The sequence below is a fragment of the Azospirillum sp. P4_B5 genome, assembly GCF_056402275.1.
This window is the reverse complement of record NZ_JBFUHT010000005.1, coordinates 20779-44929: the sequence shown is the minus strand read 5'-3', so window position 1 is coordinate 44929 and position 24151 is coordinate 20779. Positions and strand designations below refer to the sequence as shown.

The following is a 24151-nucleotide window of genomic DNA, read 5'->3' as shown; positions in this document are numbered from 1 at the left end:
CACGGGGAGGGAAGGGGGGCGGTTTCGCCGGGGCCCCCACCCTAACCCTCCCCCGCTATCGCAGGGGAGGGAATGGCTCCTCCCCCTGCGAAGCGGGGGGAGGTTGGGAGGGGGGCCCCGGCGAAACCGCCCTTCACCCCCGCCCGCGCTCCTTCTCGATCCGGTCGTAGGCGGCGTTGATGGCGGCGATTTTCTGTGTCGCCAGATCCACGAACTCCTGCGGCATGCCCTGGGCGATCAGCACGTCCGGGTGATGCTCGCGCACCAGACGGCGATGCGCGGCCTTGATCGCCTCGTCGCTGGCGCGGCGGGAGACGCCGAGCACGCCGTAGGGGTCGGTCTCGTTCGGCGTGCCGGCGATGTGGTGGCCGGCGACGATGCGCTCGAACTCCTCGTCGCTGAAGCCGAAGATATGGGCGACGGTGCGCAGATACTCGACTTCCGTCTCGTGCAGCTCGTCGTCGGCCTCGGCGATGGCCAGCAGGCTGTCGAGCAGCTCCTCCAGCACGGCACGGCGGTCCTCGAACAGGCCGGCGATCTGCTGGGCGTAGTCCTCGAAACCGTGGGTGTCCTTGCGGGCGAGGTCGAAGACGTGGCCCACCGTGTCCAGCTCCTCCGGCGGGACGCGGAACAGGCGCTTGAAGGTGTCCACCTCCACCCGCTTCACCACGCCGTCGGCGCGGGCCATCTTCGCCGACAGAGCGATCACGCCGATGGTGAAGGCGATGGACTTGGTCCCATCCGCCGGGCCGCACAGGCCGCGGATGCCGCGCCCCACCGCATAGCCGGCGGCCAGACCGATCAGGCCCCCGATCGGGCCGCCGATGGTGAAACCGGCCGCCCCGCCCAGGACGCTGCCCCAGATGCTCATTGTTATCCGCCTTTCGACCGAGGGAGCAGCATACCGGCAGTCCGGCGCCGCGCCAACCGGCCCCATACTTTTTCGTTGTTTCCCAGCATCTTCGCGCGCCGCGCCCTTTTCATCCGTTGGAGGTAGGGAATTTTCCGGCGGAGCGGAATGTTGCTGCGCTGCAACGGAGCCTTGTTGTCGTGGTCAGAGGGCTTGCCCTTCGGCCGCTCCTTCGCCATGTTGCGCCGCAACAAAAGAGGGCGACCGGTCCAGGCCGCCGATGGGGAAGCGGACGACGCGAAGCGGTGCGATGTCCCGAATCACCAGCGCCACGAGTCCCCCCATGTCCGCCATCCGCAAGCTTCTCCCCGCCGAGCGCGGCCAATACCGCGCGCATCTGCTGCGGCTCGACAAGGCGGACCGCTACGCCCGCTTCACCGGCACCGTCTCCGACGAAGTCATCGCCCAGCATTGCGAGTCGCTCGACTGGACGCGGACCGCGCTGCTCGGCCTGTTCGACCGCGGCGAGCTGCGGGGCGCGGTGGAGCTGTGCTTCGACCGGCTGCTGTGGCCGGGTGCCGCGGAGCTGGCGATCAGCGTCGAGACGGGGTTTCAGGGGCGGGGCGTCGGCTCCACCCTGGTCCGCCGCTCGCTGTCCATCGCCGCCAACCGGGGCATCCGGCAGGTCCATATGATGTGCCTGTCCGACAACACCCGCATGCGCGCCCTGTCGCGCCGCTTCGGCGGAACGATGGAGCGCGACGGCGGTGAGTTCGCCATCACCTTCGACCTGCCGCGGCCTTCCCAGGTCTCGCTGGCGCTGGAGGCGTTCGAGGACGGGGCCGGCGCAGTGAACGCCATGCTGGACGGGTTGCCCGCGCTGCTCAAGGCGGCCTGACCGAACGGGCAGGGGAACGAAGCGCATCCCACCCTTTCGTGCACCCCGTCTTGACCGGCGGCGGCGTATGGTCACACTCCCCGTAAAGCCAAGACATCAGGGAGTGGGATATGGCGCCCCAACAGCCGGGCCGGTGGCAGTTCTGGATCGACCGCGGCGGCACCTTCACCGACATCGTGGCCAAACGCCCGGACGGGTCGGTGGTCACGCACAAGCTGCTGTCGGAGAATCCGGAACGCTACCGCGACGCCGCCATCCAGGGCATCCGCGACCTGCTGGGCCTCGCCCCCGACCAGCCGATCCCGGCGGAAGCGGTCGAGGCGGTGAAGATGGGCACCACCGTCGCCACCAACGCGCTTCTGGAGCGCAAGGGCGAGCGCACGCTGCTGCTCATCACCGAGGGGCTGGGCGACCAGCTCCGCATCGGCTATCAGGCCCGCCCGAAGATCTTCGCCCGCCACATCGTCCTGCCCGAGCTGCTCTACGAGCGGGTGGCCGAGGTGCCGGAGCGGGTCAAGGCCGACGGCACGGTGCTGAAGGCCGTGGACCTGCGCGCCGTACGGGTCCAGCTGGAGCAGGCCTACCAGGACGGCTTCCGCGCCGCCGCGGTGGTGCTGATGCACGGCTACCGCTTCCCGGATCATGAGAAGCAGGTGGCGGCGCTGGCCCGCTCCATCGGCTTCACCCAGGTCTCGGTCAGCCATCAGGTCAGCCCGCTGATGAAGATCGTCGGGCGCGGCGACACCACGGTGGTCGACGCCTACCTGTCGCCGATCCTGCGCCGCTATGTGGAGCAGGTGGCCGGCGACCTCTCCGGCGTGCGGCTGATGTTCATGCAGTCGAACGGCGGGCTGACCGACGCGCGCTGGTTCCAGGGCAAGGACGCCATCCTCTCCGGCCCGGCGGGCGGCATCGTCGGGGCGGTGCGCACCGCGCGCATGGCCGGCTTCGACCGGGTCATCGGCTTCGACATGGGCGGCACCTCCACCGACGTGTCGCACTACGCCGGGGAGTATGAGCGCGCCTTCGACACGGTGGTGGCGGGGGTGCGGATGCGCGCCCCGATGATGCACATCCACACCGTGGCGGCGGGCGGCGGCTCGGTCTGCTTCTTCGACGGGGCGCGTTTCCGCGTCGGGCCGGAGAGCGCCGGCGCCAACCCCGGCCCGGCCTGCTACCGCCGCGGCGGGCCGCTGACTGTGACCGATTGCAACGTGATGGTCGGCAAGCTGCACCCCGACTTCTTCCCCCACGTCTTCGGGCCGGAGGCCGACCAGCCGCTCGACGCCGCCGTCGTCCGCGAAAAGTTCGCCGATCTGGCCGAGGAGGTGAACGAGGCGCTGGGCACCGCGATGACCCCGCATCAGGTGGCCGAGGGCTTCCTGAAGATCGCCGTGGACAACATGGCGAACGCCATCAAGAAGATCTCGGTCCAGCGCGGCTACGACGTCACCCAATACACGCTGAACGGCTTCGGCGGGGCGGCGGGGCAGCATGTCTGTCTGGTCGCCGACGCGCTGGGCATGCGCAAGGTCTTCCTGCACCCGCACGCCGGCGTGCTGTCCGCCTACGGCATCGGCCTCGCCGACACGGTGGCGATCCGCGAGCGCGCGGTGGAGGCCCGCCTCGACGACGCCCTGGTGGACGAGCTGACCGCCACGCTCGCCGCGCTGGAGGCCGAGGGGCGCATGGAGCTGGCCCGCCAGGGCGTGCCGGAGGACCGTCTCGCCGTCCTGCGCAAGGCGCACATCAAGGTGGAGGGCTCCGACAGCCCGCTGGTCGTCGATTTCGGGCCGCTCGACGCCATGGCCGCGGCCTTCGAGGCGGCGCACCGCCAGCGCTACGGCTTCATGATGGAGGGCAAGGCCCTGGTGGTCGAGGCCGTGTCGGTGGAGGCCGTGGGCCGCACCGAGAGCGCCGACGACCAGGACCTGCCCAGCGTCACCGGCGCCCTGCCGCGGCGCCTCGCCACCGTCACCCTGCACACGGGCGGCGCCGACCGCGAGGCGCCGGTCTACGACCGCGACCAGCTCCAGCCCGGCAACCGCGTGACCGGCCCCGCCGTCATCCGGGAGAAGATCGCCACCACGGTGGTCGAGCCCGGCTGGATCGCCGAGGTGACGCGCAAGAACCACCTCGTGCTCACCCGCTTCGAGGAGCTGCCGCAGCGCCTCGCCATCGGCACCAAGGCCGACCCGGTGATGCTGGAGGTCTTCAACAACCTGTTCATGTCCATCGCCGAACAGATGGGCTTCACGCTGGAGAAGACCGCCTATTCGGTGAACATCAAGGAGCGTCTGGACTTCTCTTGCGCCCTGTTCGACGCGGACGGCGGGCTGATCGCCAACGCCCCGCACATGCCGGTGCATCTCGGCTCGATGGGCGAGAGCGTGCGCGCCATCGTGGAGCGGCGCCACGGGGCGATGAATCCCGGCGACGTCTACATGCTGAACGACCCCTATCACGGGGGCACGCATCTGCCGGACATCACGGTCATCACCCCGGTCTTCGACGAGGCCGGCGAGCGCGTGCTGTTCTACGTCGCCTCGCGCGGGCACCACGCCGACGTCGGCGGGATCACCCCCGGCTCGATGCCGCCGGACAGCACGACCATCGACCAAGAGGGCGTCCTTCTCGACAACATCCAGCTCGTCGAGCGGGGCCGCTTCCTGGAGGAGGAAGTCGTCGCCCTCTTCACCGCCGGGCCGCAGCCGGCGCGCAACGTGGCGCAGAACCTGGGCGACCTGAAGGCCCAGATCGCCGCCAACGAGCAGGGCGCGCGGGAGCTTCGCCGGATCGTCGCCCAGTTCGGGCTGGAGACGGTCAACGCCTACATGAAGCTGGTCCAGGACAACGCCGAGGAGCAGGTCCGCCGCGTCATCGACGTGCTGACCGACGGCGAGTTCGTGCAGGAGCTGGACAACGGCGCGGTCATCAAGGTCCGCATCACCATCGACAAGGACGAGCGGTCGGCGCGGGTGGACTTCACCGGCACCAGCCCGCAGCTCACCAGCAACTTCAACGCCCCGACGGCGGTGTGCCGGGCGGCGGTGCTCTACGTCTTCCGCACGCTGGTGGACGACGAGATCCCGATGAACGAGGGCTGCCTGAAGCCCATCGAGATCGTCATCCCGCCGGGCACCATGCTGTCGCCCAGCTACCCCGCCGCGGTGGTGGCCGGCAACGTGGAGACCAGCCAGTGCGTCACCGACGCGCTCTACGGCGCGCTCGGCGTGCTGGCCTCGGCCCAGGGGACGATGAACAACACGACCTTCGGCAACGAGCGCTACCAATATTACGAGACGGTCTGCGGCGGCTCCGGCGCCGGTCCCGGTTTCGACGGGACGGACGCGGTGCACACCCACATGACCAACTCGCGCCTGACCGACCCGGAGGTGCTGGAGTGGCGCTTCCCGGTGCTGCTGGACAGCTTCCGCATCCGCCGCGAATCGGGCGGGGCGGGGCGCTGGCGCGGCGGCGACGGGGTGGTGCGGCGCCTGAGGTTCCTGGAGCCGATGACCGCCGCCATCCTGTCCAACCACCGCCGGGTTCCCCCCTTCGGCCTGAAGGGCGGCGCCCCCGGCCAGATCGGGCGCACCTGGGTCCAGCGCACCGACGGCTCGGTGGAGGAACTCGGCCCCCAGGACAAGACCGCCATGGGGGAGGGCGACGTGCTGGTCGTCGAAACCCCGGGCGGCGGCGGGTACGAGGAAGTGTGAGGAGCCAATCCCTTCCCCCCCTGGGGAGAAGGTTAGGATGAGGGGGCGCCGAAGGCGGCCCATGCTGCAAAACAGGGACTTTTCTCCGCCCTGCCGGGCGTAATGCCCCCTCACCCTCCCCTCTCCCCAGGGGGAGAGGGTTTTGCTGCGGCACCCACCCATGCGCGCGAGTCGCTTGTCTGCGCGGGCGGCGGGGCTTAGCTTCTCCGGTCCTACCACCGCACGGCATCGTGCCAAAAAGTACCCCTGGGGGAGATTCGTCCATGACCGCCGTACCCGCCGCCCAGCCTCGCGTCGCCTTCACCGACGAGATGAAGGCCGAGTTCAAGGCCCTGCTTGGGGACCGCTTCACCACCGCCGCGGCGGTGCGCGAGCATCACGGCAAGGACGAGTCCTACCACCCCAACTTCCCGCCCGACGGCGTCGCCTTCGCCACCTCCACCGAGGAGGTCAGCGCCATCGTCACGCTCTGCGCCAAGCACAAGCTGCCGATCATCCCCTTCGGCACCGGCACCTCGCTGGAGGGCGGCGTCGCCGCGCTGGCTGGCGGCATCTGCATCGACGTGTCGACCATGAAGGAGGTTCTGCGCGTCAGCCCGGAGGACCTCGACGTCACCGTCCAGGCCGGCGTGACCCGCAAGCAGCTCAACGAGCATCTGCGCGACACCGGCCTGTTCTTCCCCATCGACCCCGGCGCCGACGCCTCGCTCGGCGGCATGGCCTCCACCCGCGCCAGCGGCACCAACGCCGTGCGCTACGGCACCATGCGCGAGAACGTGCTGGGGCTGACCGTGGTGCTGGCCGACGGCCGGATCATCAAGACCGGCGGGCGCGCCCGCAAGTCGGCCGCCGGCTATGACCTGACCCGCCTGTTCGTCGGGGCGGAGGGCACGCTCGGCATCATCACCGAGGTGACGTTGCGCCTCTACGGCATTCCGGAGGCGATCTCGTCGGCGGTCTGCCCGTTCAACGACATCCGCGGCGCCGTGGACACGGTGATCCAGACCATCCAGTCCGGTATCCCCGTCGCCCGCATCGAGCTGCTGGACGAGGTCCAGATGGACGCGGTGAACAAATATTCCAAGCTGGACTACAAGGTCGCTCCGACCCTGTTCTTCGAGTTCCACGGCACCGCCGCCGGGGTGAAGGAGCAGGCGGAGATGGTCTCGGCCATCGCCGCGGAGTATGGCGGCAGCGAATTCACCTGGGCGACCCGTCCGGAGGACCGCTCCAAGCTCTGGCAGGCCCGCCACGACGGCTATTACGCGGCGCTGGCGCTGCGCCCCGGCTCCAAGGGCTGGCCGACGGACGTCTGCGTGCCGATCTCGCGGCTGGCCGACTGTATCCTGGAGACCAAGAAGGACATCGCCGAGTCCTCGATGCTGGCCCCGCTGGTCGGCCATGTCGGCGACGGCAACTTCCACCTCGTCTACGTCATCGACCCCGAAAAGCCGGAGGAGCTGGCCGAGGCCAAGCGCCTGAACGACCGCATGGTCGACCGGGCGCTCGCCATGGGCGGCACCTGCACCGGCGAACACGGCATCGGCTACGGCAAGATGGAGTTCCTGGAGAAGGAGGCCGGCGACGCCTTCGCCGTGATGGGCGAGCTGAAGCGCGCCTTCGACCCGGACAACCGGATGAACCCCGGCAAAGTCGTCCGCATCTGAGGATAGGGCAAGGGGAGCGCCGTGGCGCTCCCCTTGCCCCTCCGGTCAGCGCGTCAGCCGCGTCATCAGGCTGGAGGTGTCCAGCCGGTTGCCGCCCATCCCCTGCACCTCGGCGTAGAACTGGTCCACCAGGGCGGTGACGGGCAGGCTGGCGCCGTTGTTGTGCGCCTCGCCCAGCACGATGCCCAGGTCCTTGCGCATCCAGTCCACGGCGAAGCCGAAGTCGAACTTGCCGTCCAGCATGGTCTTGGCGCGGTTGTCCATCTGCCAGGACTGGGCGGCCCCCTTCCCGATCACGTCCACGACCTTGTGCCCGTCCAGCCCGGCTTTCTGCGCGAAGGCCATGCCCTCGGCCAGCCCCTGGAGCAGGCCGGCGATGCAGATCTGGTTGACCATCTTCGTCAGCTGACCGGCCCCCGCCGGCCCCATGTGGGTGACGGAGCGGCCGTAGCAGGCCATCAGCGGCTGGGCACGGGCGAAGGCGTCGGCGTCGCCGCCCACCATCACCGTCAGCACCCCGTTCTCCGCCCCGGCCTGTCCGCCGGACACCGGCGCGTCGAGAAAGAACAGGCCGCGCTCGCGGGCCAGCTCGGCCATCTCGCGCGAGACGGTGGCGGAGACGGTGGAATGGTCGGCGACGACGGTGCCGGGCTTCATGGTGCCCATCGCCTCGCCGGCCACCGCCCGCACGTCGTCGTCGCCTCCGACGCAGAGGAAGACCACCTCGGCGTCGCGGGCGGCGTCGGCCGGTGTGGCGGCGCTGGCGCCGCCGAAGCGGGCGGTCCAGGCGTCGGCCTTGGCGGTGGTGCGGTTGAAGACGGTCACCCGGTGGCCGCCCCGGACGGCCAGATGGCCGGCCATGGGAAAGCCCATCGTGCCAAGCCCCAGAAAGGCGACGGGGCGGGAGTCGGTCGCGGTGTCGGCCATGGTCCTGTCTTTCGTTGCTGTATCGGCTGCGGATTGTTTTTTGTCGGCGGCTGCCCTTGGATCGCCAAGCTAGGCCGGGAGCGCGTCCCGATCAAACGCCGCCCGTCGAACGCAGCGCGATTGAAGCGTGGCGGGGTCCTTCCCCCATCCGGCATCCCCGTGCAGCGGCACTCTGCCGCGGGAGGCATGACTCTTTCGGACGAGGTTGTCTCGCCGCGCCCTTGCTCCCGGCGCGTGATGTGTTAAGAGGTTGAATGCCGGGTTTGCAGCGCAGCACCCGGCCATGCCGGCGCAACGGCGCCGGTGAACCAGGGCCAGAGCCGGGGCCGCAAGACCCGGGCCGGAGAACAAGGGAAGGATAGCCGCATGACGAATCAGCCGGGTTTCCAGGATGCGCCGCCGGACGAGCGTTCGAACCTCACGGACGAGCAGGAAAGCGCCATCCGCGTCCTCGCCAACAGCCTGCACCGCCTGAACGACGCCGTCGTCAAGGCCGTGGAGGCCGGCGTGACGGTCGAGCTGATGCGCACCGCCCGCTATCACAACGCGACGGGCAACTGGGGCGACCAGCTCACCCCGATGATCCGCACCAAGTAAGCGGCTCATCCCATCCGACCGGAAGGCCTCCCGTCCGAAAGGACAGGGAGGCCTTTCCCTTTTCGGCATGCCCCATCCGGTCCCACCATTGTTCCCGTCGCGGTGCGGAACCGCGGCGCCCTTCGCTGGTTCCTTCCATTTGGCCCCCAGCAAGGAAACGGTCATGAAGGACGCTCAGAACCACACCCCGCAGCGTCAGGGGCAGCGTCAGGGCATGAACGACCGCGAAGCGTTCTGGCGCATGCATTGCTTGTCGGAACCGACCTTCACCGACCTCACCCATGGCATCTTCCTGGGGCTGATCTGGTCGGCGGTGCTGTGGGCGCCGATGTTCATCAGCGTTCTGCTCTGATCCTTCCGTCTGGTCAGACGGCTTTTGCGGTGCGGAGCAGGGCGCGGACGCGGGCGGCGAGCTGGTCCGGGGTGAAGGGCTTGGGCAGGACGGCGGCGTCGGCCTTCAGGCCGGTCAGCGATTCCGGGCTGTAGCCGGAGATCAGCAGAACCCGGATGCTGGGCCAGCGCTCCTGGACCCGCCGCGCCAGATCGATCCCCGACACGCCGTAGGGCATCACGACGTCCGTCACGATTACGTCGAAGGCGTTATCCTGCTCAAGGATCTCCAGCGCGGCGGCGCCGTGGTCGGCGGTTTCCACCTCGAAGCCCTCCTGTGTCAGCCCCTCCACGGTGGCCATCAGGACCAATGCGTTGTCCTCGACCACCAGCAGGCGGACCGGGCCGGCCGGCATCGTCTCCACCGCGTCCGGAACCGCTTCCGTCTCCGGCACCCGGCCGGACACCGGCAGGGTGATGCGGACGACCGTGCCGCGGCGCGGCGCGCTGGAGATGGCGGCGTTGCCGCCCGACTGGCGGGCGAAGCCGTAGACCATCGACAGGCCGAGACCCGTCCCCTTGCCGTGCGGCTTGGTGGTGAAGAACGGCTCGAAGGCGCGGGCGGCGACTTCGGGCGGCATGCCGCTGCCGGTGTCGGTGATCTCCAGAATGGCGAGCGGGCCGTCGGGCGTTTCCTCCTGCCGGGCGGCGATGCGGATGCGCCCACCCGTCGGCATCGCGTCGCGGGCGTTGACGACGAGATTCAGCACCGCCAGCTCCAGCTGGACCGGGTCCACCTCCACCCGTAGGGGAGCGTTGGGAAGCGCCCAATCCAGCGCGATGTCGGCGCGGATGGAGCGTTCCAGCAGATCGGCCATGACCCGCAGGGCGTCCCCCAGATCGATCACCTTGGGGTCCACCGCCTCCTGGCGCGAGAAAGCGAGAAGCTGCCCGGTCAGCGTCCGGGCGCGTTCCAGCGCGGTGCGGGTGCCGTCCAGATAGCGTTCCCCCTCCGCCGGCAGATGCCGTTCCATCAGATGCAGGTTGGCCAGGGCCGCGGTCAGCAGGTTGTTGAAGTCGTGGGCCACGCCCCCGGTCAGCTGGCCCAGCGCCTCCAGTTTCTGCGACTGGCGCAGCGCGTTCTCCAGCGACTCGCGGGCGCGGGCCTCTTCGGTCCAGCGGCGGACGGCCCGCATCTCGCTCTGCGCGCGGCGCAGCGCCAACAGGGTGATGCCGACCAGAGCCAGCATCGCCGGCACGGTGAAGGCAGCGTATGTCAGGACGTTGTGCGCCCAGCCGGCCCGGATCTCGGCGATCGGGATGCCGTAGGTGACGTAGATCGGGTAGGGCGCGACCTTCATGAAGCCGTTGAGTCTCGCCACGCCGTCGAGGCGGCCCCGCGTCCGGAACACGCCTTCGGTCTTCCCGGCCGCCATGGCGCCGAGCAGGAAGCTGTCCGAGGCATGACGGGCCTGCCGGTCGCCCATTGAGGGGAAACGGACCAGAACCGAGCCGTCGCGGCGGACGAGGGAGATCGCCTCCTTCGGACCGGCGACGACGAGTTGATAGAAATCGGCCAGATAATCGGTCAGCACCGCGGTCAGCAGCACGCCGTTGAACGGCCCTTCCGGGCCTCCCGCGGCGGCGCGGCGGCGCGTGACGTTGAACTGCCGCTTGCCCGACCCCCGCCCGGTGATCGCCTCGCTGACGAGGATGCCGGCGTCGCCGGCCGCCTGGGTGCGGAAATACTCCCGGTCGCCGACGTTGATCAACGGGGCGGGGAACAGGCGGTTGTCGTTGCGCAGCGCGCCGTTGGGATCGACCAGCCCGACGACGCCGATCTGCGGAAGCTCCTCGACCAGCGTCCTCAGATAGCCGTGCAGGTCATCGGACCGGCCGATCTCGTCCCAGCTCATGCCGGCGGTCCGCTCGTCCAGCCGGTCCAGGACCTGCTCGACCGTGTCGAAGACCTTCTGCATGTGCTCATGCAGGATCAGCACGGTCTTGCGGATGTTGCGCTCGGCCTGCTCCTCCTCTTCATAGAAGTCGCGCCAGGCGATGGCGGCGAACAGCAGGGTGGGGACCAGGACGGAAGCCACCAGGAGGGTACGCAGAAGACGCAACATTCCCGCCGATTCGGTTGCCAGGGCGTCGAGGTGGCGGAGGGGCATGGGCTTTGGGAGACTTGAGGCGGGGAGGGTGGCGACAGGGCGGGACGCCGTGCGCGGGCCATCGCGGTCAGGAAGCTATGCCGGTCCGCGGCGATTGGAGCAACCTGAACTTTTCGGCGCCCCTTATGACCTTCAGTGGAAGAGTTGCGAGGCCGGGGCCCTTCGCCATGGCCCCGCAGGGCGGAACCGGCAACAATGCTACGGGATCGAACTCCCATCGGTGCCCTTCTGCCGTGGAGACCATCAGCCATGCCCCTGAAACCCATCGAACACGCCGACGCCGCACCCGAGGTGCGCGCCGTCTACGACGACATCAAGGCGGCCCGCAACGTGCCGGACGTCAACAATTTCTGGAAGATGACCGCCCATCACCCGCCGACGCTGAAGCGCACCTGGGAGAGCCTGAAGGAGGTGATGGCCTCCGGCGCGCTGGACCCGCTGGTCAAGGAGATGATCTTCGTCGCGGTCAGCGTGACCAACGGCTGCGACTATTGCATCCGCTCGCACGAGGCGGCGGCGCGGCGCGCCGGCATGACCGACGCCCAGTTCGGCGAGCTGATGGCCGTCATCGGCATGGCCAACGAGACCAACCGCCTCGCCAAGGGTTATCAGGTGGAGATCGACGAGGCGTTGAAATAGCCCCTCACGCGATGTCGTCGAGGGCGTCCTCCAGCGACGGGTAGATGCCCTCGGCCAACGAACCGTCCACCCGCACCGGCCGGGGCAGGACGGCCACGGCGTCCAGCGCCCCGCGCAGCGTCAGGCCGGTGACCTCCACGAAGCCGCCGCGATTGCCGTAGCGCCCGGCGGTCCATTCCGCCCGCTCGGGGTCGCCGGACAACCGCCCATTGCAGGTGATCATCTCGTGGGTGTCGTCGCCGCCGCGCCGGTTCCAGGCCATGCCGCCGCCCACGCCGCTGCCGATGTCGCGGGGGCGGAAGCCGTGGGGCTGGAGCAGGTCGCGCACGGCGCGGGACACCACCACGGCCTTGGGATCGATCTCCGTCCCCACGGGGCCGCCCGCCGCGTGGGGTTCCTGTCCGATCGCCTGTTCCATGGGTCCGCTCCCCGTCTGTGTCGCCATGCTCAAACAACAGGCGGGAGCGCGGCCTGTGCCGCAGCGGCGGAGCGGAAAAGCGAAAGGGCCGATGCGTCGCCGCATCGGCCCTTTTCGTATTGGTCGGAGAGAGAGGATTCGAACCTCCGGCCCCTGCCTCCCGAAAGCAGTGCTCTACCAGGCTGAGCTACTCTCCGGTCCAGTCGGTGCCGCCGTTGCCAGCGTCGCCGTGGAGCGGGTGTATAGACCCATTGCCCGTGGGCTGCAATGGGAATAAGCGGCATTTGCGGAATGTTTTTTTGCCGAGCCGCGAAAGCCGGTGTGGAGGCTGCCGCAACGGCTGGTTGGCTGGGCCGGAAAAGCGAAAGGGCCGATGCGTCACCGCATCGGCCCTTGTCGTATTGGTCGGAGAGAGAGGATTCGAACCTCCGGCCCCTGCCTCCCGAAAGCAGTGCTCTACCAGGCTGAGCTACTCTCCGGTCCGTCGGTGGCGCCGTGGCCGGCGTCACCGTGGGCCGCGTATATAGCCGCTCGATCCGGGAGCTGCAACGTGAAAATCACCCCCAGCGGCGAAAAAGTTCCCAAGGCTCAGAAATCGCGCTCGATCACGAAGTCCAGCACCTCCAGCAGGGCGGCCTTCACCGGGGTGTCCGGGAACAGGCCCAGCGCGTCGCGCGCGATGGCGCCGTAGTGGCGCGCGCGCTCCACGGTGTCCTTCAGCGCGTTGTGCTTGGCCATCAGCTCCTGGGCGCGCTCCAGGTCGCCCTCCTGCTGGTCCAGCTCCTCCATGGTGCGGCGCCAGAAGGCCCGCTCCTCGTCGTTGCCGCGGCGGAAGGCCAGCACGACCGGCAGGGTGATCTTGCCCTCGCGGAAGTCGTCGCCGACCGTCTTGCCCAGCTTCGCCTGCTTGGCCGAATAGTCGAGCACGTCGTCGACGAGCTGGAAGGCGATGCCCAGGTTCATGCCGTAGTCGTAGAGCGCCAGCTCCTCCGCCTGCGGGCGGTCGGCCACCACGGCGCCGACGCGGCAGGCCGCGGCGAACAGCTCCGCCGTCTTGGCCTTGATGACCTCCAGATAGGCCTGCTCGCTGGTCTCGGTGTCGTTGGTGGTGCGCAACTGCAGCACCTCGCCCTCGGCGATCACCGCGGACGCCTTGGACAGGATGCGCAGCACGTCGAGCGACCCGACCTCCACCATCAGCTCGAAGCTGCGGGAGAACAGGAAGTCGCCGACCAGCACGCTGGCCTTGTTGCCGAACACCGCGTTGGCCGAGGCGAGACCGCGGCGCAGGTCGCTCTCGTCCACGACGTCGTCGTGCAGCAGGGTGGCGGTGTGGATGAACTCCACCACCGCGGCCAGCATCTTGTGATCCTCGCCCTTGTAGCCGCACAGCTCGGCGGCGGCGAGGGTGAGGACGGGGCGCAGGCGCTTGCCGCCGGCGGCGATGAGATAGCCGGCGAGCTGCGGGATCATATCGACGGACGAATGCATCCGCTGGACGATGATCTCGTTCACCGCGCTCAGGTCATCGGCCACCAGGGCGGTCAGATCGTCGAGCGGGGTGGACTTCCGCCGTTTCGGCTCGAGGTTGGTCACGACCGCCAAGGTCGACTCCAATGATGATTGACGTGACGAATTCCGGCAGGGAGCATAACGGCATAGCCTCTTCGGTCAAGTCCGCAAGGCGAATAAGGGCACAGAACAGCCGGGATTTCATGAAGGAACTTCTGCGCACCACCGATCCGGTCCGTCTGAGCTGGCTTCTCGCCCTGCTGACCGACGCGGGAATCGAGGGGATCGTGCTGGACACCCACACCAGCATCCTGGAGGGCTCCATCGGCGCCATCCCCCGCCGCCTGATGGTGGCGGAGGAGGACCATGCCGCCGCCTGCCGCCTGCTGCGCGACGCCGGGGAGGAGCTGGGGGCGTAAGGGAGGGCGCGCCTCGTCGCCTTGTGGCCAAACGCCACGCAGGCACCGCGCCATGGGGCACGGTGCCTGCGTGGAGAGCAGAACGTGATGTTTGTCAGGTGGCCTGCGCGTCGGTCGTCTTTGCCTTGCCGGCGCTCGCCTTGAGAGCGTCAAGCAGCCCATTGACCAGGGCATCGCGGGTGCTGGCCCCTTCGCCTTGCGAACCGCCCAGTCCGCCGCTCGCCAGTCCGCCGCTCGCCAGTCCGCCGATGCCACCCGACTTCTGGGCGCTTGTTGCGAGAGCCGATTGCAGCATGGACAATGCCGCCTGCGCGTTTCCGGTATCGTTCTTGGGTTTGGCGCTGTCCGCCTTTGCGCTTTCGGGCTTGGCGCTTTCGGCATTCGGGGGCTGCGACGCGCTCACCGTGGCCGTGGCCGGCGCTGCGGGGGGGGCTGCTTCCGGTGCTGACGCTTTGGCTTTCGGCCCCAAGCCTGGGACATCGGCGGCCTGAGCGTACTTGACGAAGGCGTCCTTGAAGACGGTTTGGTTGAAGCCGAGTTCCCCCAGCTTCATCATGGCGTTGTAGCCTTCCTCCGACCCGATGCCCTCGCTCGTGGAGTCGCCACTGGCCTGCTGCTGCGTCAGAAACTCCCCCTCCTTCCGCTTCAAGACGGCGGCGGCGGCGTTTCCGAACAGTTCGGTGAAGCCCGGTTCGCCGGTGTCCTTGAACGCATCGGAGGCTGCAAAGGCGGAGGTGGCCTCCTTCAACTGGTCTCTCAATTGATCGTGGCTGATTTCGCCGTTCGCATAGGCGTTGTGCGCGGCCTTGCGTCCCTCGGCGACTTGGCCGATGACCTTGTACGCCTCCTTCGGGTCGGGATGCTTCGCATAGGCGTTCTGGAAGGCTTGGTTCTCGGCTGAGGTGTTTGGCGTTTCCTCAACGTATCGGTTGAACGTCGCGTATTCCGCAAGTTGCTGCAGGCCGCGCGCGACGTCGTCGGTGCTTGCCTTTCCCGAGGAGACGAACTCGTCAAGCATGGTCCGTGCCTTCGGGTCGAGATGCTTGAAAATCTCGGCCGTCTTTCCGGTCAGCGCTTGGCCCAGTTTGCTCACGGACAGGCTGTCGACGGTTTGTCCCGCCGTCTTAGCGCTTCCCGATGCGACCGGAGCGGACGAGACGGGTTTCCAATGTTCGGTGGTGACATACGTGGGTGTCTGTATAGAACCGCTCCCAATCACAGGCATGGCGCCCTCCTCGCGAGCATCTGTTTCTTTGAAAGCATCCTATAAGAGATTTTCAACATTCGCAAGAGCTCACGGAAAGGCGTGCGAAGCATTTGCGGCTTGCCTCCACAGATTTCCTCCAAAAAACATCCTAGGTCTCAGCATCGCGGTCGAATTTATGGAGATTTTAATTAGTTAGAAAGCTAACTAATTAATAGTATTGCAGATGATATGAATGGATACATAAATATGTATGCGAGTATACCGTGTCAACTTGACGCATTCAATGCCGTTTGTCTTGTATGCAAATTTGTTTACTTCACATCGTGAGAAAAAATTTACAATAATTGGAGTGTCAAATATGGCCACGTACTATGGGGACAGCGGAAACAATTACATTGGCCCTTACTCCGGGCCGAACATCATATTCGGGGGTGCCGGCAACGATACCTTGGAAGGGTTCACCGACCACGATCGCCTCGACGGCGAAGATGGGAATGACGTGCTGCTTGGCTGGTTCGGAAACGATTCTCTTTACGGGGGGAATGGCTCCGACACGCTGTATGGCGAGGACAACAACGATCTCCTCTCCGGTGGAGAGGGTAACGATTACTTGTTGGGCGGAAACAACAACGACACCCTGTACGGCAACGCCGGCAATGATGTGCTTTGGGGTGATGACAACGACCTCTATTCCGGGTCCGACGTGCTGGCGGGCGGGACCGGAGACGATACTCTGTTCGGTGGCGGCGAGAGCGATTTCTATATGTTTACGTTCTACAGCGATGGAAGGGACTATATTTACGACTCCAGCGGCAGCTATGACGAGCTGTACATCAACGGTGTGTCGAATCTGAGCGGCCTTCAATTCTTCAGGGCCACGGCCTTTGGGTCATCGAATGACTATAACGACTTGGTCATTCGGCGCGCTGGGGATACGGCGATGTCGGAATACATCGTCGTCGACGATTACTGGAGCGGCAGCGCGGCCGGGGCTGGGCGGATCGAGTATCTAACCGTCAATGGATCGAATTACTGGTTCAACGATGTGACGTCCTCGCTATAACGATCGCGGAAACAGACGATTGGAGCCGGGTGTCGGCACGGCTCCAATCGCGTCGATCCGCCGGAACGCACCGGAGGGGCGCCGGGGAGGCTTCCGGGCGAGCGGCGGCTCGGCGCAAGGCGAACCTGTGATCCTGATAAGAATTCCTTTGTGAATATCGTCGTGTCTCTGTGTCTTTGTGGTTCAACCTCCCTCGCTTATCCGCCGCATGACCGAACCCATCGACTCCCTACTGGACAGCCGCGTCCGCCTGCACCAGCCGCAGGCCGGCTACCGCGCCGCCATCGACCCCGTGCTGCTCGCCGCCTTCACCGCCGCCGGGGCGGGGGAGCGGGTGCTGGACGTCGGCACCGGCACCGGGGCGGCGGCGCTGTGCCTCGCCGCCCGTGTGCCCGACGTGACGATCGTCGGTCTGGAGAAGCGGGCGGAGGCGGCCGACCTCGCCCGGCGCAACGCCGCCCTCAACGGGCTGGACAACCGGGTGAGCGTCCTTGAGGGCGACCTGCTGGCTCCTCCGCCGGAGCTGACCCCCGGACACTTCGATCGGGTGATGATGAACCCGCCCTACCTGCGCGCCGGGGCGGCCAGCGTGCCGCCCGATCCCTGGAAGGCCGCCGCGAACGTGGAGGGAGAGGCGGGGCTGACCGACTGGGTCCGCTTCGCCGCCGCGATGCTGAAGCCGCGCGGCACGCTGACCATGGTCCACCGCGCCGACCGGGTGGACGAGATCCTGGCCGCGCTGCATGGCGCCCGATTCGGCTCCCTGACGCTCGTCCCGCTCTGGCCGAAGGCGGGGGAGGAGGCGCGGCGCCTCCTGGTGGCGGCCCGGAAGGGAGGGCGCTCGCCGGCCCGTTTCACCGCCGGGCTGGTGCTGCACGGCCCCGACGGCGCCTATGGCGGGCAGGCGCAAAGGATTCTGCGCGACATGGAACCGTTGATCCCGTAAGTCGGCGCTTTCAATCCAGCCTCAGCGGCACCATTTCAACCGGCGATGAACATGACGAAGCTGCTCGCCAAACTCCCGTTCGGCCCCTGGCGCGACGCCGGGCCGATCGTGTCCGTCCTCCGCCTGTCCGGTGTCATCGGCCAGGCCGGAGCCTTCCGCCAGGGCCTGACCATGTCCAGCATGGCCGGGCTGATCGAACGCGCCTTCGCGCCGAAGGGGCAGGCGGCGGTGGCGCTGGTCGTCAACTCGCCGGGCGGGTCGCCTGTCCAGTCGGCGCTGATCGCCAAGCGCATCCGCGATCTCGCCACCGAGAAGAAGGTGCCGGTCTTCGCCTTCTGCGAGGACGCGGCGGCGTCCGGCGGCTATTGGCTGGCCTGCGCGGCGGACGAGATCTGGGCGGACGAGAGCAGCATCCTGGGCTCCATCGGCGTGGTGTCCGCCGGCTTCGGCGCGCACGAGTTCATAGAGCGCTACGGCATCGAGCGGCGGCTCTACACCGCGGGCGACAAGAAGGTGATCCTCGACCCCTTCTCGCCGGAGCGGGAGGACGGGGTGGCCCATCTGAAGGCGATCCAGGCGGAGATCCACGATGCCTTCAAGGCGATGGTGCGCGACCGCCGCGGCGCCCGCCTGTCCGGGGCGGAGGAGGAACTGTTCTCCGGCGCCTTCTGGGCCGGACGGCGCGCGCTGGAACTGGGGCTGATCGACGGCATCGGCGACCTGCGCAGCGTGCTGCGCGGCCGCTTCGGCGAGAAGGTCCGGCTGCGGGTGGTGCAGGAGGACCGGCGCTGGTTCCGCCGCATGGGCTTCCGCGTGGATGCGCCGGTGGGCACGACCGCGCTGGACCGTCTTGCGGCGGACCTCCCCGCGGCGGCTCTGTCCGCCGTAGAGGAGCGCACGCTCTGGTCGCGCTACGGTCTCTGAGTTCTCCGCTTGTGGTCGCTGCGGGCCCCCACCCTAACCCTCCCCCGCTGGGCAGGGGAGGGGATTGAGGGTTGTGCGGCGGAGTTCCCTCCCCTGCGATAGCGGGGGAGGGCTAGGGTGGGGGCCAAGTGCGAGGGCTTATGCCCCATTGAAAATATCCCAAACTCTCACTGGGTGACTTCGCGCAGGCGTTCGGACGGGGGCGGGACCGGCTCGCCGGTGCGGCGGGCGTTCTCGATCCAGGCGGCGATGGCGTCGAGCGCCGCCGTGCTGGCGTCGGCGGGGGTGGCGCCGCCCGCGGTGCAGCCCGGCAGGTCGGGCACCTCGGCCACATAGCCGACACCCTGTTCCGGGGGCAGGGGGCGGACGATGACCGGATAGGCGCTGGCGTTCATGACGTTGCGTCTCCTCTGCGCACGGTTTTCACCCATTAGGTGCCGCTTCCGCTGCGGACGACAAGGATTCTTTGCGCTGGACGGGCGCTTCTTTCGAAGTTCGATCCATTTTCGGCGGGTCGATCTTTTGGGGTGAAGGCCCCTCTTGACCGGGCGACCCCGCAGGCCCTAATCCTCCTCCATGTTCAGTCTCTCCAAGATCCTGTTCCTGATCCTGGTGATCGGCGCCGTGTGGTTCGGCTGGCGCTGGTACAACCGCGTCGGCGCGGTCGGCCGGGAGCGCCTGCGCGAGCGGGAGCGTCGCGGCTCCGGAAAGCCCGCCTCCACCAGCGGCGGCGGCTCGCCCCAGGTGGCCGCGGAGGACATGGAGAAGTGCCCGGAATGCGGCGCCTACGTCGCCCCGCGCTCCGCCGTGGCCTGCGGCCGGCCGGTCTGTCCCTACGGTCGTTGAACCTTAAACCCAGGCGGGCGCTTGATTCCGTGGATTCCGCCGCGTATCGTGCGGCGCGTTTTTCCACACCAATCATAAGTGACCGCCGATGGCCTCCCCGAGCGGGTCTTCCCAAGACAGCCGCGGCCTGTCCTTTCAGGCCCTGATCCTCAAGCTCCACCAGTTCTGGTCGGAGCAGGGCTGCGTGATCCTCCAGCCCTACGACATGGAGGTGGGTGCGGGCACCTTCCACCCGGCGACGACGCTGCGCGCCCTCGGCCCGCAGCCGTGGAAGGCGGCCTATGTGCAGCCCTCGCGCCGCCCGAAGGATGGCCGCTACGGCGAGAACCCGAACCGGCTCCAGCATTATTACCAGTATCAGGTGATCCTGAAGCCCTCGCCGGCCAACCCGCAGGAGCTGTATCTGGAAAGCCTGAAGGTGCTGGGCATCGACCCCGGCTTGCACGACATCCGCTTCGTCGAGGACGACTGGGAAAGCCCGACGCTGGGCGCCTGGGGCCTCGGCTGGGAGGTCTGGTGCGACGGCATGGAGGTCACCCAGTACACCTACTTCCAGCAGGTCGGCGGCATCGAGTGCGACCCGGTCGCGGTCGAGCTGACCTACGGGCTGGAGCGTCTGGCCATGTATGTGCAGGGCGTGGAGAACGTCTACGACCTGGACTTCAACGGCCAGGGCGTGACGTACGGCGACGTGTTCAAGCGCGCCGAGGTCGAGTATTCGGCCCACAACTTCGAGCACGCCAACACCGACATGCTGCTCCAGCATTTCAAGGACGCCGAGGCGGAGTGCCAGTCGCTGATCGCCAAGGGCGTCGCGCTGCCGGCCTACGACCAGTGCATCAAGGCGTCGCACCTCTTCAACCTGCTGGACGCGCGCGGCGTCATCAGCGTCGTGGAGCGCGCCGCCTACATCGGCCGCGTGCGCGCGCTGGCGAAAGCCTGCTGCGAGGCGTGGACCGCCGGGGGGGCCAAGTAACATGTCGGTCAACATGCCCGAACTTCTGATCGAATTCTTCTCTGAGGAAATCCCGGCCCGCATGCAGGCGCGCGCGGCGGACGACCTCAAGCGCCTCGTCACCGAGAAGCTGGCCGCCAACGGCCTGACCTTCGCGTCGGCCGAGGCCCATTCCACCCCCCGCCGCCTCGCGCTGGTGATCGACGGCCTGCCGGAGCGCACCGCCGACGTCCGCGAGGAGAAGAAGGGGCCGCGCGTCGGCTCGCCCGAGCAGGCGGTCGCCGGCTTCCTGAAGTCCGCCGGCCTGACCAGCCTGGACCAGTGCGAGCAGCGCGACACCGGCAAGGGCGTCTTCTACTTCGCCGTGGCGGAGAAGAAGGGCCGCGCCACCGCGGAGGTACTGGCCGAGATCATCCCGGCGGTCATGGGCGACTTCCCGTGGCCGAAGTCGATGCGCTGGGGTACCGGCACGGTGCGCTGGGTGCGCCCGCTGCACTCGATCATCGCGCTGTTCGGCGGCGCGGTTCTGGAGGGTTCGTTCGACCTGGGCGGCGCGCAGGGCAAGCTGGTGTTCGGCAACAGCACCCGCGGCCACCGCTTCCTGTCGCCGGACGCCTTCACGGTCACCGGCTTCGCCGACTACAAGGCCAAGCTGCGCGCCGCGCACGTCGTGCTCGACCGCGCGGAGCGCAAGGCCAAGATCAAGGCCGACGCCGAGGCGCTGGCCGCGCAGGAAGGGCTGACCCTCTCCCCCGACGACGGGCTGCTGGAGGAGGTCGCCGGCCTCGTCGAATGGCCGGTCGCGCTGGTCGGCACCATCGACGAGAAGTTCATGGACGTGCCGTCGGAGGTCCTCATCACCTCCATGCGCACGCACCAGAAGTATTTCGCGCTGCTGGACCAGGCCGGAAAGATGGCCCCGCGCTTCGTCGTGGTCGCCAACACGGAGACGGCGGACGGGGGCAAGGCCATCGTCGCCGGCAACGAGCGCGTTCTGCGCGCGCGCCTGTCCGACGCCAAGTTCTTCTGGGACCAGGATCGCAAGACCAAGCTGGAAGACCGCGTGTCCAAGCTGGGCGCCATCACCTTCCACGCCAAGCTCGGCACGGTGGCGGAGAAGGTCACCCGCGTCCAGGTCCTGGCCGCCGAGATCGCCCGCGCCATCGGCGCCGACGCGGACGCCGCGACCCGCGCCGCTCTGCTGTCCAAGGCGGACCTCGTGACCGAGGTGGTCGGCGAGTTCCCCGAGGTCCAGGGCATCATGGGCCGTTACTACGCGCTGGGCGAGGGCGAGAACCCGGCGGTGGCCGAGGCGATCGCCGAGCATTACAAGCCGCTCGGGCCGTCTGATTCGTGCCCGACCGCGCCGGTGTCAGTCGCCGTGGCGCTGGCCGACAAGCTCGACACGCTGGTCGGCTTCTTCGCCATCGACGAGAAGCCGACGGGCTCGAAGGACCCCTACGCGCTGCGGCGTGCGGCGCTGGGCATCATCCGGCTGATCCTGGAGAACGGGCTGCGGCTGAACCTGACGCAACTGTTCAAGGCCGCGCACGGCGCCTATTCGGTCGGCGGTTTCGCCGCGGCCGACGGCGTCGCCACCGACCTGATGGCCTTCTTCGCCGACCGCCTGAAGGTCACTCTGCGCGACCAGGGTGTGCGGCATGATCTGGTTGACGCGGTGTTCGCGCTCGGCGGCGAGGACGATCTCGTCCGCCTGCTGGCCCGCGTGAAGGCGCTCCAGACCTTCGTCGGGTCGGAGGAGGGGGCGAACCTGCTCGCCGCCTACAAGCGCGCCAGCAACATCGTCCGCATCGAGGAGAAGAAGGACGGCAAGGCCTACGACCAGCCGGTCGATCCGGCCCTGCTGACTCTGGCGGAGGAGAAGGACCTCTACGGCGCCCTGTCCGCCGCCGGCGAGACGGCCCGGCCGCTGCTGGCGAAGGAGGACTTCACCGGCACCATGGCGGCGCTGGCCCGCCTGCGCGGCCCGGTGGATGCCTTCTTCGACAAGGTGACGGTGAACGCCGAGCAGGCCGATCTGCGCGCCAACCGCCTGCGGCTGCTCAGCCAGATCCGGGCGACGCTGAATGCGGTCGCGGACTTCTCGCGTATCGAGGGGTGACGGGGGAGGGGGTGCCGTTGCGGTGGCCCCCCCCCCCCCCCGCGGCGCAGGGGCGGGCTACGTTTCCCTCCCCTGCGTCAGCGGGGGAGGGTCAGGGTGGGGGCCCGTCTCGGCCACTCCCCACCACCCCAACAAAAAAGGGGCGCCCCMCCGGGCGCCCCTTTCTCTTATCCCCAAACCCCTTACCGCAAGGCGCGGTTCGCGGCGCTGACCAGGGCGCGCAGCGAGGCGGTCACGATGTCCGCGTCCATGCCGACGCCGAACAGCGTGCGCTCGTCCTTGGTCTTCACCTCGACATAGGCGCAGGCCTGGGCGTCCTCGCCCTCGCCGACGGCGTGCTCGCGGTAGTCCACCACATGCAGGTCGATGCCGGCGCCCTGGCGCAGCGCGTCCAGGAAGGCGTCGATCGGACCCTTGCCCGAGCCCTTCAGCGTGCTGACCACACCGTCGCGCGACACCACCACGTTCAGCACGCGGGCGCCGGAGTTCGGGCCGCGCGGCTCGGTCGAATGCTCGATCAGGGCCAGCGGGGCGTCGATGTCCAGATACTCGGCCTTGAAGGCGTTGTGGATGTCGGCGGGGGCCAGCTCCTTGCCGGACTCGTCGGCGATGCGCTGCACCGTCTTGGAGAACTCGATCTGCAGGCGGCGCGGGATCTGGATGCCGTAATCCTTCTCCAGCACATAGGCGATGCCGCCCTTGCCCGACTGGCTGTTGATGCGGATCACCGCCTCGTAGCTGCGGCCCAGGTCCTGCGGGTCGATGGGCAGGTACGGAACCTCCCAGGTGCCGTGGTTGGACTTGGCCAGCGCCTTCAGTCCCTTGTTGATGGCGTCCTGGTGCGAGCCGGAGAAGGCCGTGAAGACCAGCTCGCCGGCGTAGGGGTGGCGCGGATGGACGGGCAGCTGCGTGCAGTATTCGGCGACGCGGACGATCTCGTTGATGTCGTCGATGCGCAGCTCCGGATCGACGCCCTGGGTCAGCAGGTTCAGCGCCAGCGTGATGACGTCCACGTTGCCGGTGCGCTCGCCGTTGCCGAACAGGGTGCCTTCCACGCGGTCGGCGCCGGCCAGCATGCCCAGCTCCGCCGCCGCGACGCCGGTGCCGCGGTCGTTGTGCGGGTGCAGGGAGATGATCGCCGCGTCGCGGTTCTTCATGTTGCGGCAGAACCACTCGATCTGGTCGGCGTGGATGTTCGGGGTGGACATCTCCACCGTCGCCGGCAGGTTCAGGATGACCTTGTTGGCGGCGTCGGCGCCCCAGGTCTCCATCACCGCCTCGCAGATCTCCAGGGCGAACTCCAGCTCGGTCCCGGTGAAGCTCTCCGGCGAATATTGCAGGACGATCTCGGTCTCCGGATGCTCGGCGGCCAGTTGCTTGATCAGCTTGGTGCCGGCGACGGCGATGTCGACGATGCCCTGGCGGTCCAGCCCGAAGACGACGCGGCGCTGCAGCTCCGACGTGGAGTTGTACAGGTGGACGATGGCGCGCTTGGCGCCCTTGATGCCCTCGAAGGTGCGGCGGATCAGCTCCTCACGCGCCTGGGTCAGCACCTGGATGGTCACGCCGTCGGGGATCTTGCCGCCCTCGATGATCTCGCGGCAGAAGTCGAAATCGGTCTGCGAGGCGGCGGGGAAGCCGATCTCGATCTCCTTGAAGCCCATCTTCAGCAGCGCGTCGAACATCGCGCGCTTGCGGTCCGGACCCATCGGCTCGATCAGCGCCTGGTTGCCGTCGCGCAGGTCCACCGAGCACCAGACCGGCGCCTTCTCGATGGTCCGGTTCGGCCACTGGCGGTCGGTCAGCTTTACCGGGGCGAAGGGGACGTACTTCTCGTGCTTAGAGGCAGAAGTGGCGGCGGCGGGGGTGGCGATGTGGTTCATGACGCTTCGTGATCCCTTGGGAGCCCCGGTTCGTGCGGCGGGGCGTTGTCTCGTGTCG

At 68.1% G+C, this 24151-nt stretch carries 21 protein-coding genes and 2 tRNA genes; 13 read left to right on the top strand and 10 right to left on the bottom strand.

The window, feature by feature from the left end:
- Positions 1 to 133: 133 nt before the first annotated feature.
- Positions 134 to 871, bottom strand: coding sequence for a TerB family tellurite resistance protein (locus AC1DVI_RS05115; RefSeq protein WP_476957011.1), 738 nt, complete (start codon positions 869 to 871; stop codon positions 134 to 136).
- Positions 872 to 1193: 322 nt separating this feature from the next.
- Here AC1DVI_RS05115 and AC1DVI_RS05110 point away from each other — a divergent pair, with 322 nt between their 5' ends.
- The 3 genes from AC1DVI_RS05110 to AC1DVI_RS05100 all read left to right on the top strand — a co-directional run bounded on the left by AC1DVI_RS05110 (position 1194) and on the right by AC1DVI_RS05100 (position 7134).
- Positions 1194 to 1748: a GNAT family N-acetyltransferase gene (locus AC1DVI_RS05110; protein WP_476957010.1), complete on the top strand. Its 555-nt coding sequence runs from the start codon at positions 1194 to 1196 to the stop codon at positions 1746 to 1748.
- Positions 1749 to 1858: 110 nt separating this feature from the next.
- The gene (locus AC1DVI_RS05105; protein ID WP_476957009.1) at positions 1859 to 5467 is read left to right on the top strand and encodes a hydantoinase B/oxoprolinase family protein; all 3609 of its coding nucleotides are present in this window, start codon (positions 1859 to 1861) and stop codon (positions 5465 to 5467) included.
- 263 nt (positions 5468 to 5730) lie between these two features.
- Entirely contained in the window at positions 5731 to 7134 is a 1404-nt protein-coding gene (locus AC1DVI_RS05100) for an FAD-linked oxidase C-terminal domain-containing protein (protein ID WP_476957008.1), read from the top strand.
- 45 nt (positions 7135 to 7179) lie between these two features.
- Here the strand turns inward: AC1DVI_RS05100 and AC1DVI_RS05095 are convergent, their stop codons facing one another.
- Complete coding sequence (locus AC1DVI_RS05095; protein ID WP_476957007.1) at positions 7180 to 8061, bottom strand: NAD(P)-dependent oxidoreductase; 882 nt, start codon at positions 8059 to 8061, stop codon at positions 7180 to 7182.
- Positions 8062 to 8427: 366 nt separating this feature from the next.
- Here AC1DVI_RS05095 and AC1DVI_RS05090 point away from each other — a divergent pair, with 366 nt between their 5' ends.
- Both AC1DVI_RS05090 and AC1DVI_RS05085 read left to right on the top strand, forming a co-directional pair.
- Positions 8428 to 8658, top strand: coding sequence for an SMc00767 family acetate metabolism repressor (locus AC1DVI_RS05090; RefSeq protein ID WP_094301980.1), 231 nt, complete (start codon positions 8428 to 8430; stop codon positions 8656 to 8658).
- Between the two features lie 163 nt (positions 8659 to 8821).
- The gene (locus AC1DVI_RS05085) at positions 8822 to 9010 is read left to right on the top strand and encodes a hypothetical protein (protein WP_014241200.1); all 189 of its coding nucleotides are present in this window, start codon (positions 8822 to 8824) and stop codon (positions 9008 to 9010) included.
- Between the two features lie 13 nt (positions 9011 to 9023).
- Here the strand turns inward: AC1DVI_RS05085 and AC1DVI_RS05080 are convergent, their stop codons facing one another.
- Positions 9024 to 11114, bottom strand: a complete 2091-nt coding sequence (locus AC1DVI_RS05080; protein WP_476957006.1) for an ATP-binding protein — start codon at positions 11112 to 11114, stop codon at positions 9024 to 9026.
- Positions 11115 to 11408: 294 nt separating this feature from the next.
- Here AC1DVI_RS05080 and AC1DVI_RS05075 point away from each other — a divergent pair, with 294 nt between their 5' ends.
- Positions 11409 to 11798 carry a carboxymuconolactone decarboxylase family protein gene (locus AC1DVI_RS05075; RefSeq protein ID WP_476957005.1) on the top strand — a complete coding sequence of 130 codons (390 nt, stop codon included), beginning with the start codon at positions 11409 to 11411 and terminating at the stop codon, positions 11796 to 11798.
- Between the two features lie 4 nt (positions 11799 to 11802).
- Here AC1DVI_RS05075 and AC1DVI_RS05070 read toward each other — a convergent pair whose 3' ends face one another.
- From AC1DVI_RS05070 to AC1DVI_RS05055, 4 genes are all read right to left on the bottom strand, one after another.
- Positions 11803 to 12216 (bottom strand): hypothetical protein, encoded by a 414-nt coding sequence (locus AC1DVI_RS05070; protein ID WP_149163077.1) that lies wholly within the window; start codon positions 12214 to 12216, stop codon positions 11803 to 11805.
- 120 nt (positions 12217 to 12336) lie between these two features.
- A tRNA-Pro gene (locus AC1DVI_RS05065) sits at positions 12337 to 12413 on the bottom strand.
- A 205-nt stretch (positions 12414 to 12618) separates the two neighbouring features.
- Positions 12619 to 12695, bottom strand: a tRNA-Pro gene (locus AC1DVI_RS05060).
- A 109-nt stretch (positions 12696 to 12804) separates the two neighbouring features.
- Positions 12805 to 13821, bottom strand: coding sequence for a polyprenyl synthetase family protein (locus AC1DVI_RS05055; RefSeq protein ID WP_476957004.1), 1017 nt, complete (start codon positions 13819 to 13821; stop codon positions 12805 to 12807).
- Between the two features lie 110 nt (positions 13822 to 13931).
- Between AC1DVI_RS05055 and AC1DVI_RS05050 the strand changes: the two genes are divergently transcribed.
- Complete coding sequence (locus AC1DVI_RS05050; RefSeq protein WP_014241194.1) at positions 13932 to 14147, top strand: putative signal transducing protein; 216 nt, start codon at positions 13932 to 13934, stop codon at positions 14145 to 14147.
- Between the two features lie 94 nt (positions 14148 to 14241).
- On the opposite strand, the gene AC1DVI_RS05045 is transcribed toward AC1DVI_RS05050, so the two are convergent.
- On the bottom strand, positions 14242 to 15240 hold the full coding sequence (locus tag AC1DVI_RS05045) for a hypothetical protein (RefSeq protein ID WP_476957003.1): 999 nt from the start codon (positions 15238 to 15240) through the stop codon (positions 14242 to 14244).
- 472 nt (positions 15241 to 15712) lie between these two features.
- Here AC1DVI_RS05045 and AC1DVI_RS05040 point away from each other — a divergent pair, with 472 nt between their 5' ends.
- From AC1DVI_RS05040 to AC1DVI_RS05030, 3 genes are all read left to right on the top strand, one after another.
- Complete coding sequence (locus AC1DVI_RS05040; protein ID WP_476957002.1) at positions 15713 to 16417, top strand: calcium-binding protein; 705 nt, start codon at positions 15713 to 15715, stop codon at positions 16415 to 16417.
- A gap of 208 nt (positions 16418 to 16625) precedes the next feature.
- Complete coding sequence (locus AC1DVI_RS05035) at positions 16626 to 17363, top strand: tRNA1(Val) (adenine(37)-N6)-methyltransferase (protein ID WP_476957001.1); 738 nt, start codon at positions 16626 to 16628, stop codon at positions 17361 to 17363.
- Between the two features lie 51 nt (positions 17364 to 17414).
- Positions 17415 to 18287, top strand: coding sequence for a S49 family peptidase (locus tag AC1DVI_RS05030; protein WP_476957000.1), 873 nt, complete (start codon positions 17415 to 17417; stop codon positions 18285 to 18287).
- A gap of 167 nt (positions 18288 to 18454) precedes the next feature.
- Here the strand turns inward: AC1DVI_RS05030 and AC1DVI_RS05025 are convergent, their stop codons facing one another.
- Entirely contained in the window at positions 18455 to 18682 is a 228-nt protein-coding gene (locus AC1DVI_RS05025; RefSeq protein ID WP_014241191.1) for a type II toxin-antitoxin system HicB family antitoxin, read from the bottom strand.
- A 181-nt stretch (positions 18683 to 18863) separates the two neighbouring features.
- On the opposite strand from AC1DVI_RS05025, the gene AC1DVI_RS05020 reads away from it, so the two are divergent.
- The 3 genes from AC1DVI_RS05020 (at position 18864) to glyS (ending at position 22210) form a co-directional block, all read left to right on the top strand.
- On the top strand, positions 18864 to 19133 hold the full coding sequence (locus tag AC1DVI_RS05020) for a hypothetical protein (protein WP_476956999.1): 270 nt from the start codon (positions 18864 to 18866) through the stop codon (positions 19131 to 19133).
- Between the two features lie 88 nt (positions 19134 to 19221).
- Positions 19222 to 20109, top strand: coding sequence for a glycine--tRNA ligase subunit alpha (locus tag AC1DVI_RS05015; protein ID WP_476956998.1), 888 nt, complete (start codon positions 19222 to 19224; stop codon positions 20107 to 20109).
- Positions 20110 to 20122: 13 nt separating this feature from the next.
- Positions 20123 to 22210: a glycine--tRNA ligase subunit beta gene (gene glyS / locus AC1DVI_RS05010; protein ID WP_476957158.1), complete on the top strand. Its 2088-nt coding sequence runs from the start codon at positions 20123 to 20125 to the stop codon at positions 22208 to 22210.
- 182 nt (positions 22211 to 22392) lie between these two features.
- Here glyS and leuA read toward each other — a convergent pair whose 3' ends face one another.
- On the bottom strand, positions 22393 to 24093 hold the full coding sequence (gene leuA / locus AC1DVI_RS05005; RefSeq protein WP_476956997.1) for a 2-isopropylmalate synthase: 1701 nt from the start codon (positions 24091 to 24093) through the stop codon (positions 22393 to 22395).
- Positions 24094 to 24151: the final 58 nt, after the last annotated feature.

Bases quoted from the DNA above. Each gene is read 5' to 3' on its own strand.
- AC1DVI_RS05115 (WP_476957011.1), bottom strand. From the start codon at position 871: ATGAGCATCTGGGGCAGCGTCCTGGGCGGGGCGGCCGGTTTCACCATC.
- AC1DVI_RS05110 (WP_476957010.1), top strand. From the start codon at position 1,194: ATGTCCGCCATCCGCAAGCTTCTCCCCGCCGAGCGCGGCCAATACCGC.
- AC1DVI_RS05105 (WP_476957009.1), top strand. From the start codon at position 1,859: ATGGCGCCCCAACAGCCGGGCCGGTGGCAGTTCTGGATCGACCGCGGC.
- AC1DVI_RS05100 (WP_476957008.1), top strand. From the start codon at position 5,731: ATGACCGCCGTACCCGCCGCCCAGCCTCGCGTCGCCTTCACCGACGAG.
- AC1DVI_RS05095 (WP_476957007.1), bottom strand. From the start codon at position 8,061: ATGGCCGACACCGCGACCGACTCCCGCCCCGTCGCCTTTCTGGGGCTT.
- AC1DVI_RS05090 (WP_094301980.1), top strand. From the start codon at position 8,428: ATGACGAATCAGCCGGGTTTCCAGGATGCGCCGCCGGACGAGCGTTCG.
- AC1DVI_RS05085 (WP_014241200.1), top strand. From the start codon at position 8,822: ATGAAGGACGCTCAGAACCACACCCCGCAGCGTCAGGGGCAGCGTCAG.
- AC1DVI_RS05080 (WP_476957006.1), bottom strand. From the start codon at position 11,114: ATGTTGCGTCTTCTGCGTACCCTCCTGGTGGCTTCCGTCCTGGTCCCC.
- AC1DVI_RS05075 (WP_476957005.1), top strand. From the start codon at position 11,409: ATGCCCCTGAAACCCATCGAACACGCCGACGCCGCACCCGAGGTGCGC.
- AC1DVI_RS05070 (WP_149163077.1), bottom strand. From the start codon at position 12,216: ATGGAACAGGCGATCGGACAGGAACCCCACGCGGCGGGCGGCCCCGTG.
- AC1DVI_RS05050 (WP_014241194.1), top strand. From the start codon at position 13,932: ATGAAGGAACTTCTGCGCACCACCGATCCGGTCCGTCTGAGCTGGCTT.
- AC1DVI_RS05040 (WP_476957002.1), top strand. From the start codon at position 15,713: ATGGCCACGTACTATGGGGACAGCGGAAACAATTACATTGGCCCTTAC.
- AC1DVI_RS05035 (WP_476957001.1), top strand. From the start codon at position 16,626: ATGACCGAACCCATCGACTCCCTACTGGACAGCCGCGTCCGCCTGCAC.
- AC1DVI_RS05030 (WP_476957000.1), top strand. From the start codon at position 17,415: ATGACGAAGCTGCTCGCCAAACTCCCGTTCGGCCCCTGGCGCGACGCC.
- AC1DVI_RS05025 (WP_014241191.1), bottom strand. From the start codon at position 18,682: ATGAACGCCAGCGCCTATCCGGTCATCGTCCGCCCCCTGCCCCCGGAA.
- AC1DVI_RS05020 (WP_476956999.1), top strand. From the start codon at position 18,864: ATGTTCAGTCTCTCCAAGATCCTGTTCCTGATCCTGGTGATCGGCGCC.
- AC1DVI_RS05015 (WP_476956998.1), top strand. From the start codon at position 19,222: ATGGCCTCCCCGAGCGGGTCTTCCCAAGACAGCCGCGGCCTGTCCTTT.
- glyS (WP_476957158.1), top strand. From the start codon at position 20,123: ATGCCCGAACTTCTGATCGAATTCTTCTCTGAGGAAATCCCGGCCCGC.
- leuA (WP_476956997.1), bottom strand. From the start codon at position 24,093: ATGAACCACATCGCCACCCCCGCCGCCGCCACTTCTGCCTCTAAGCAC.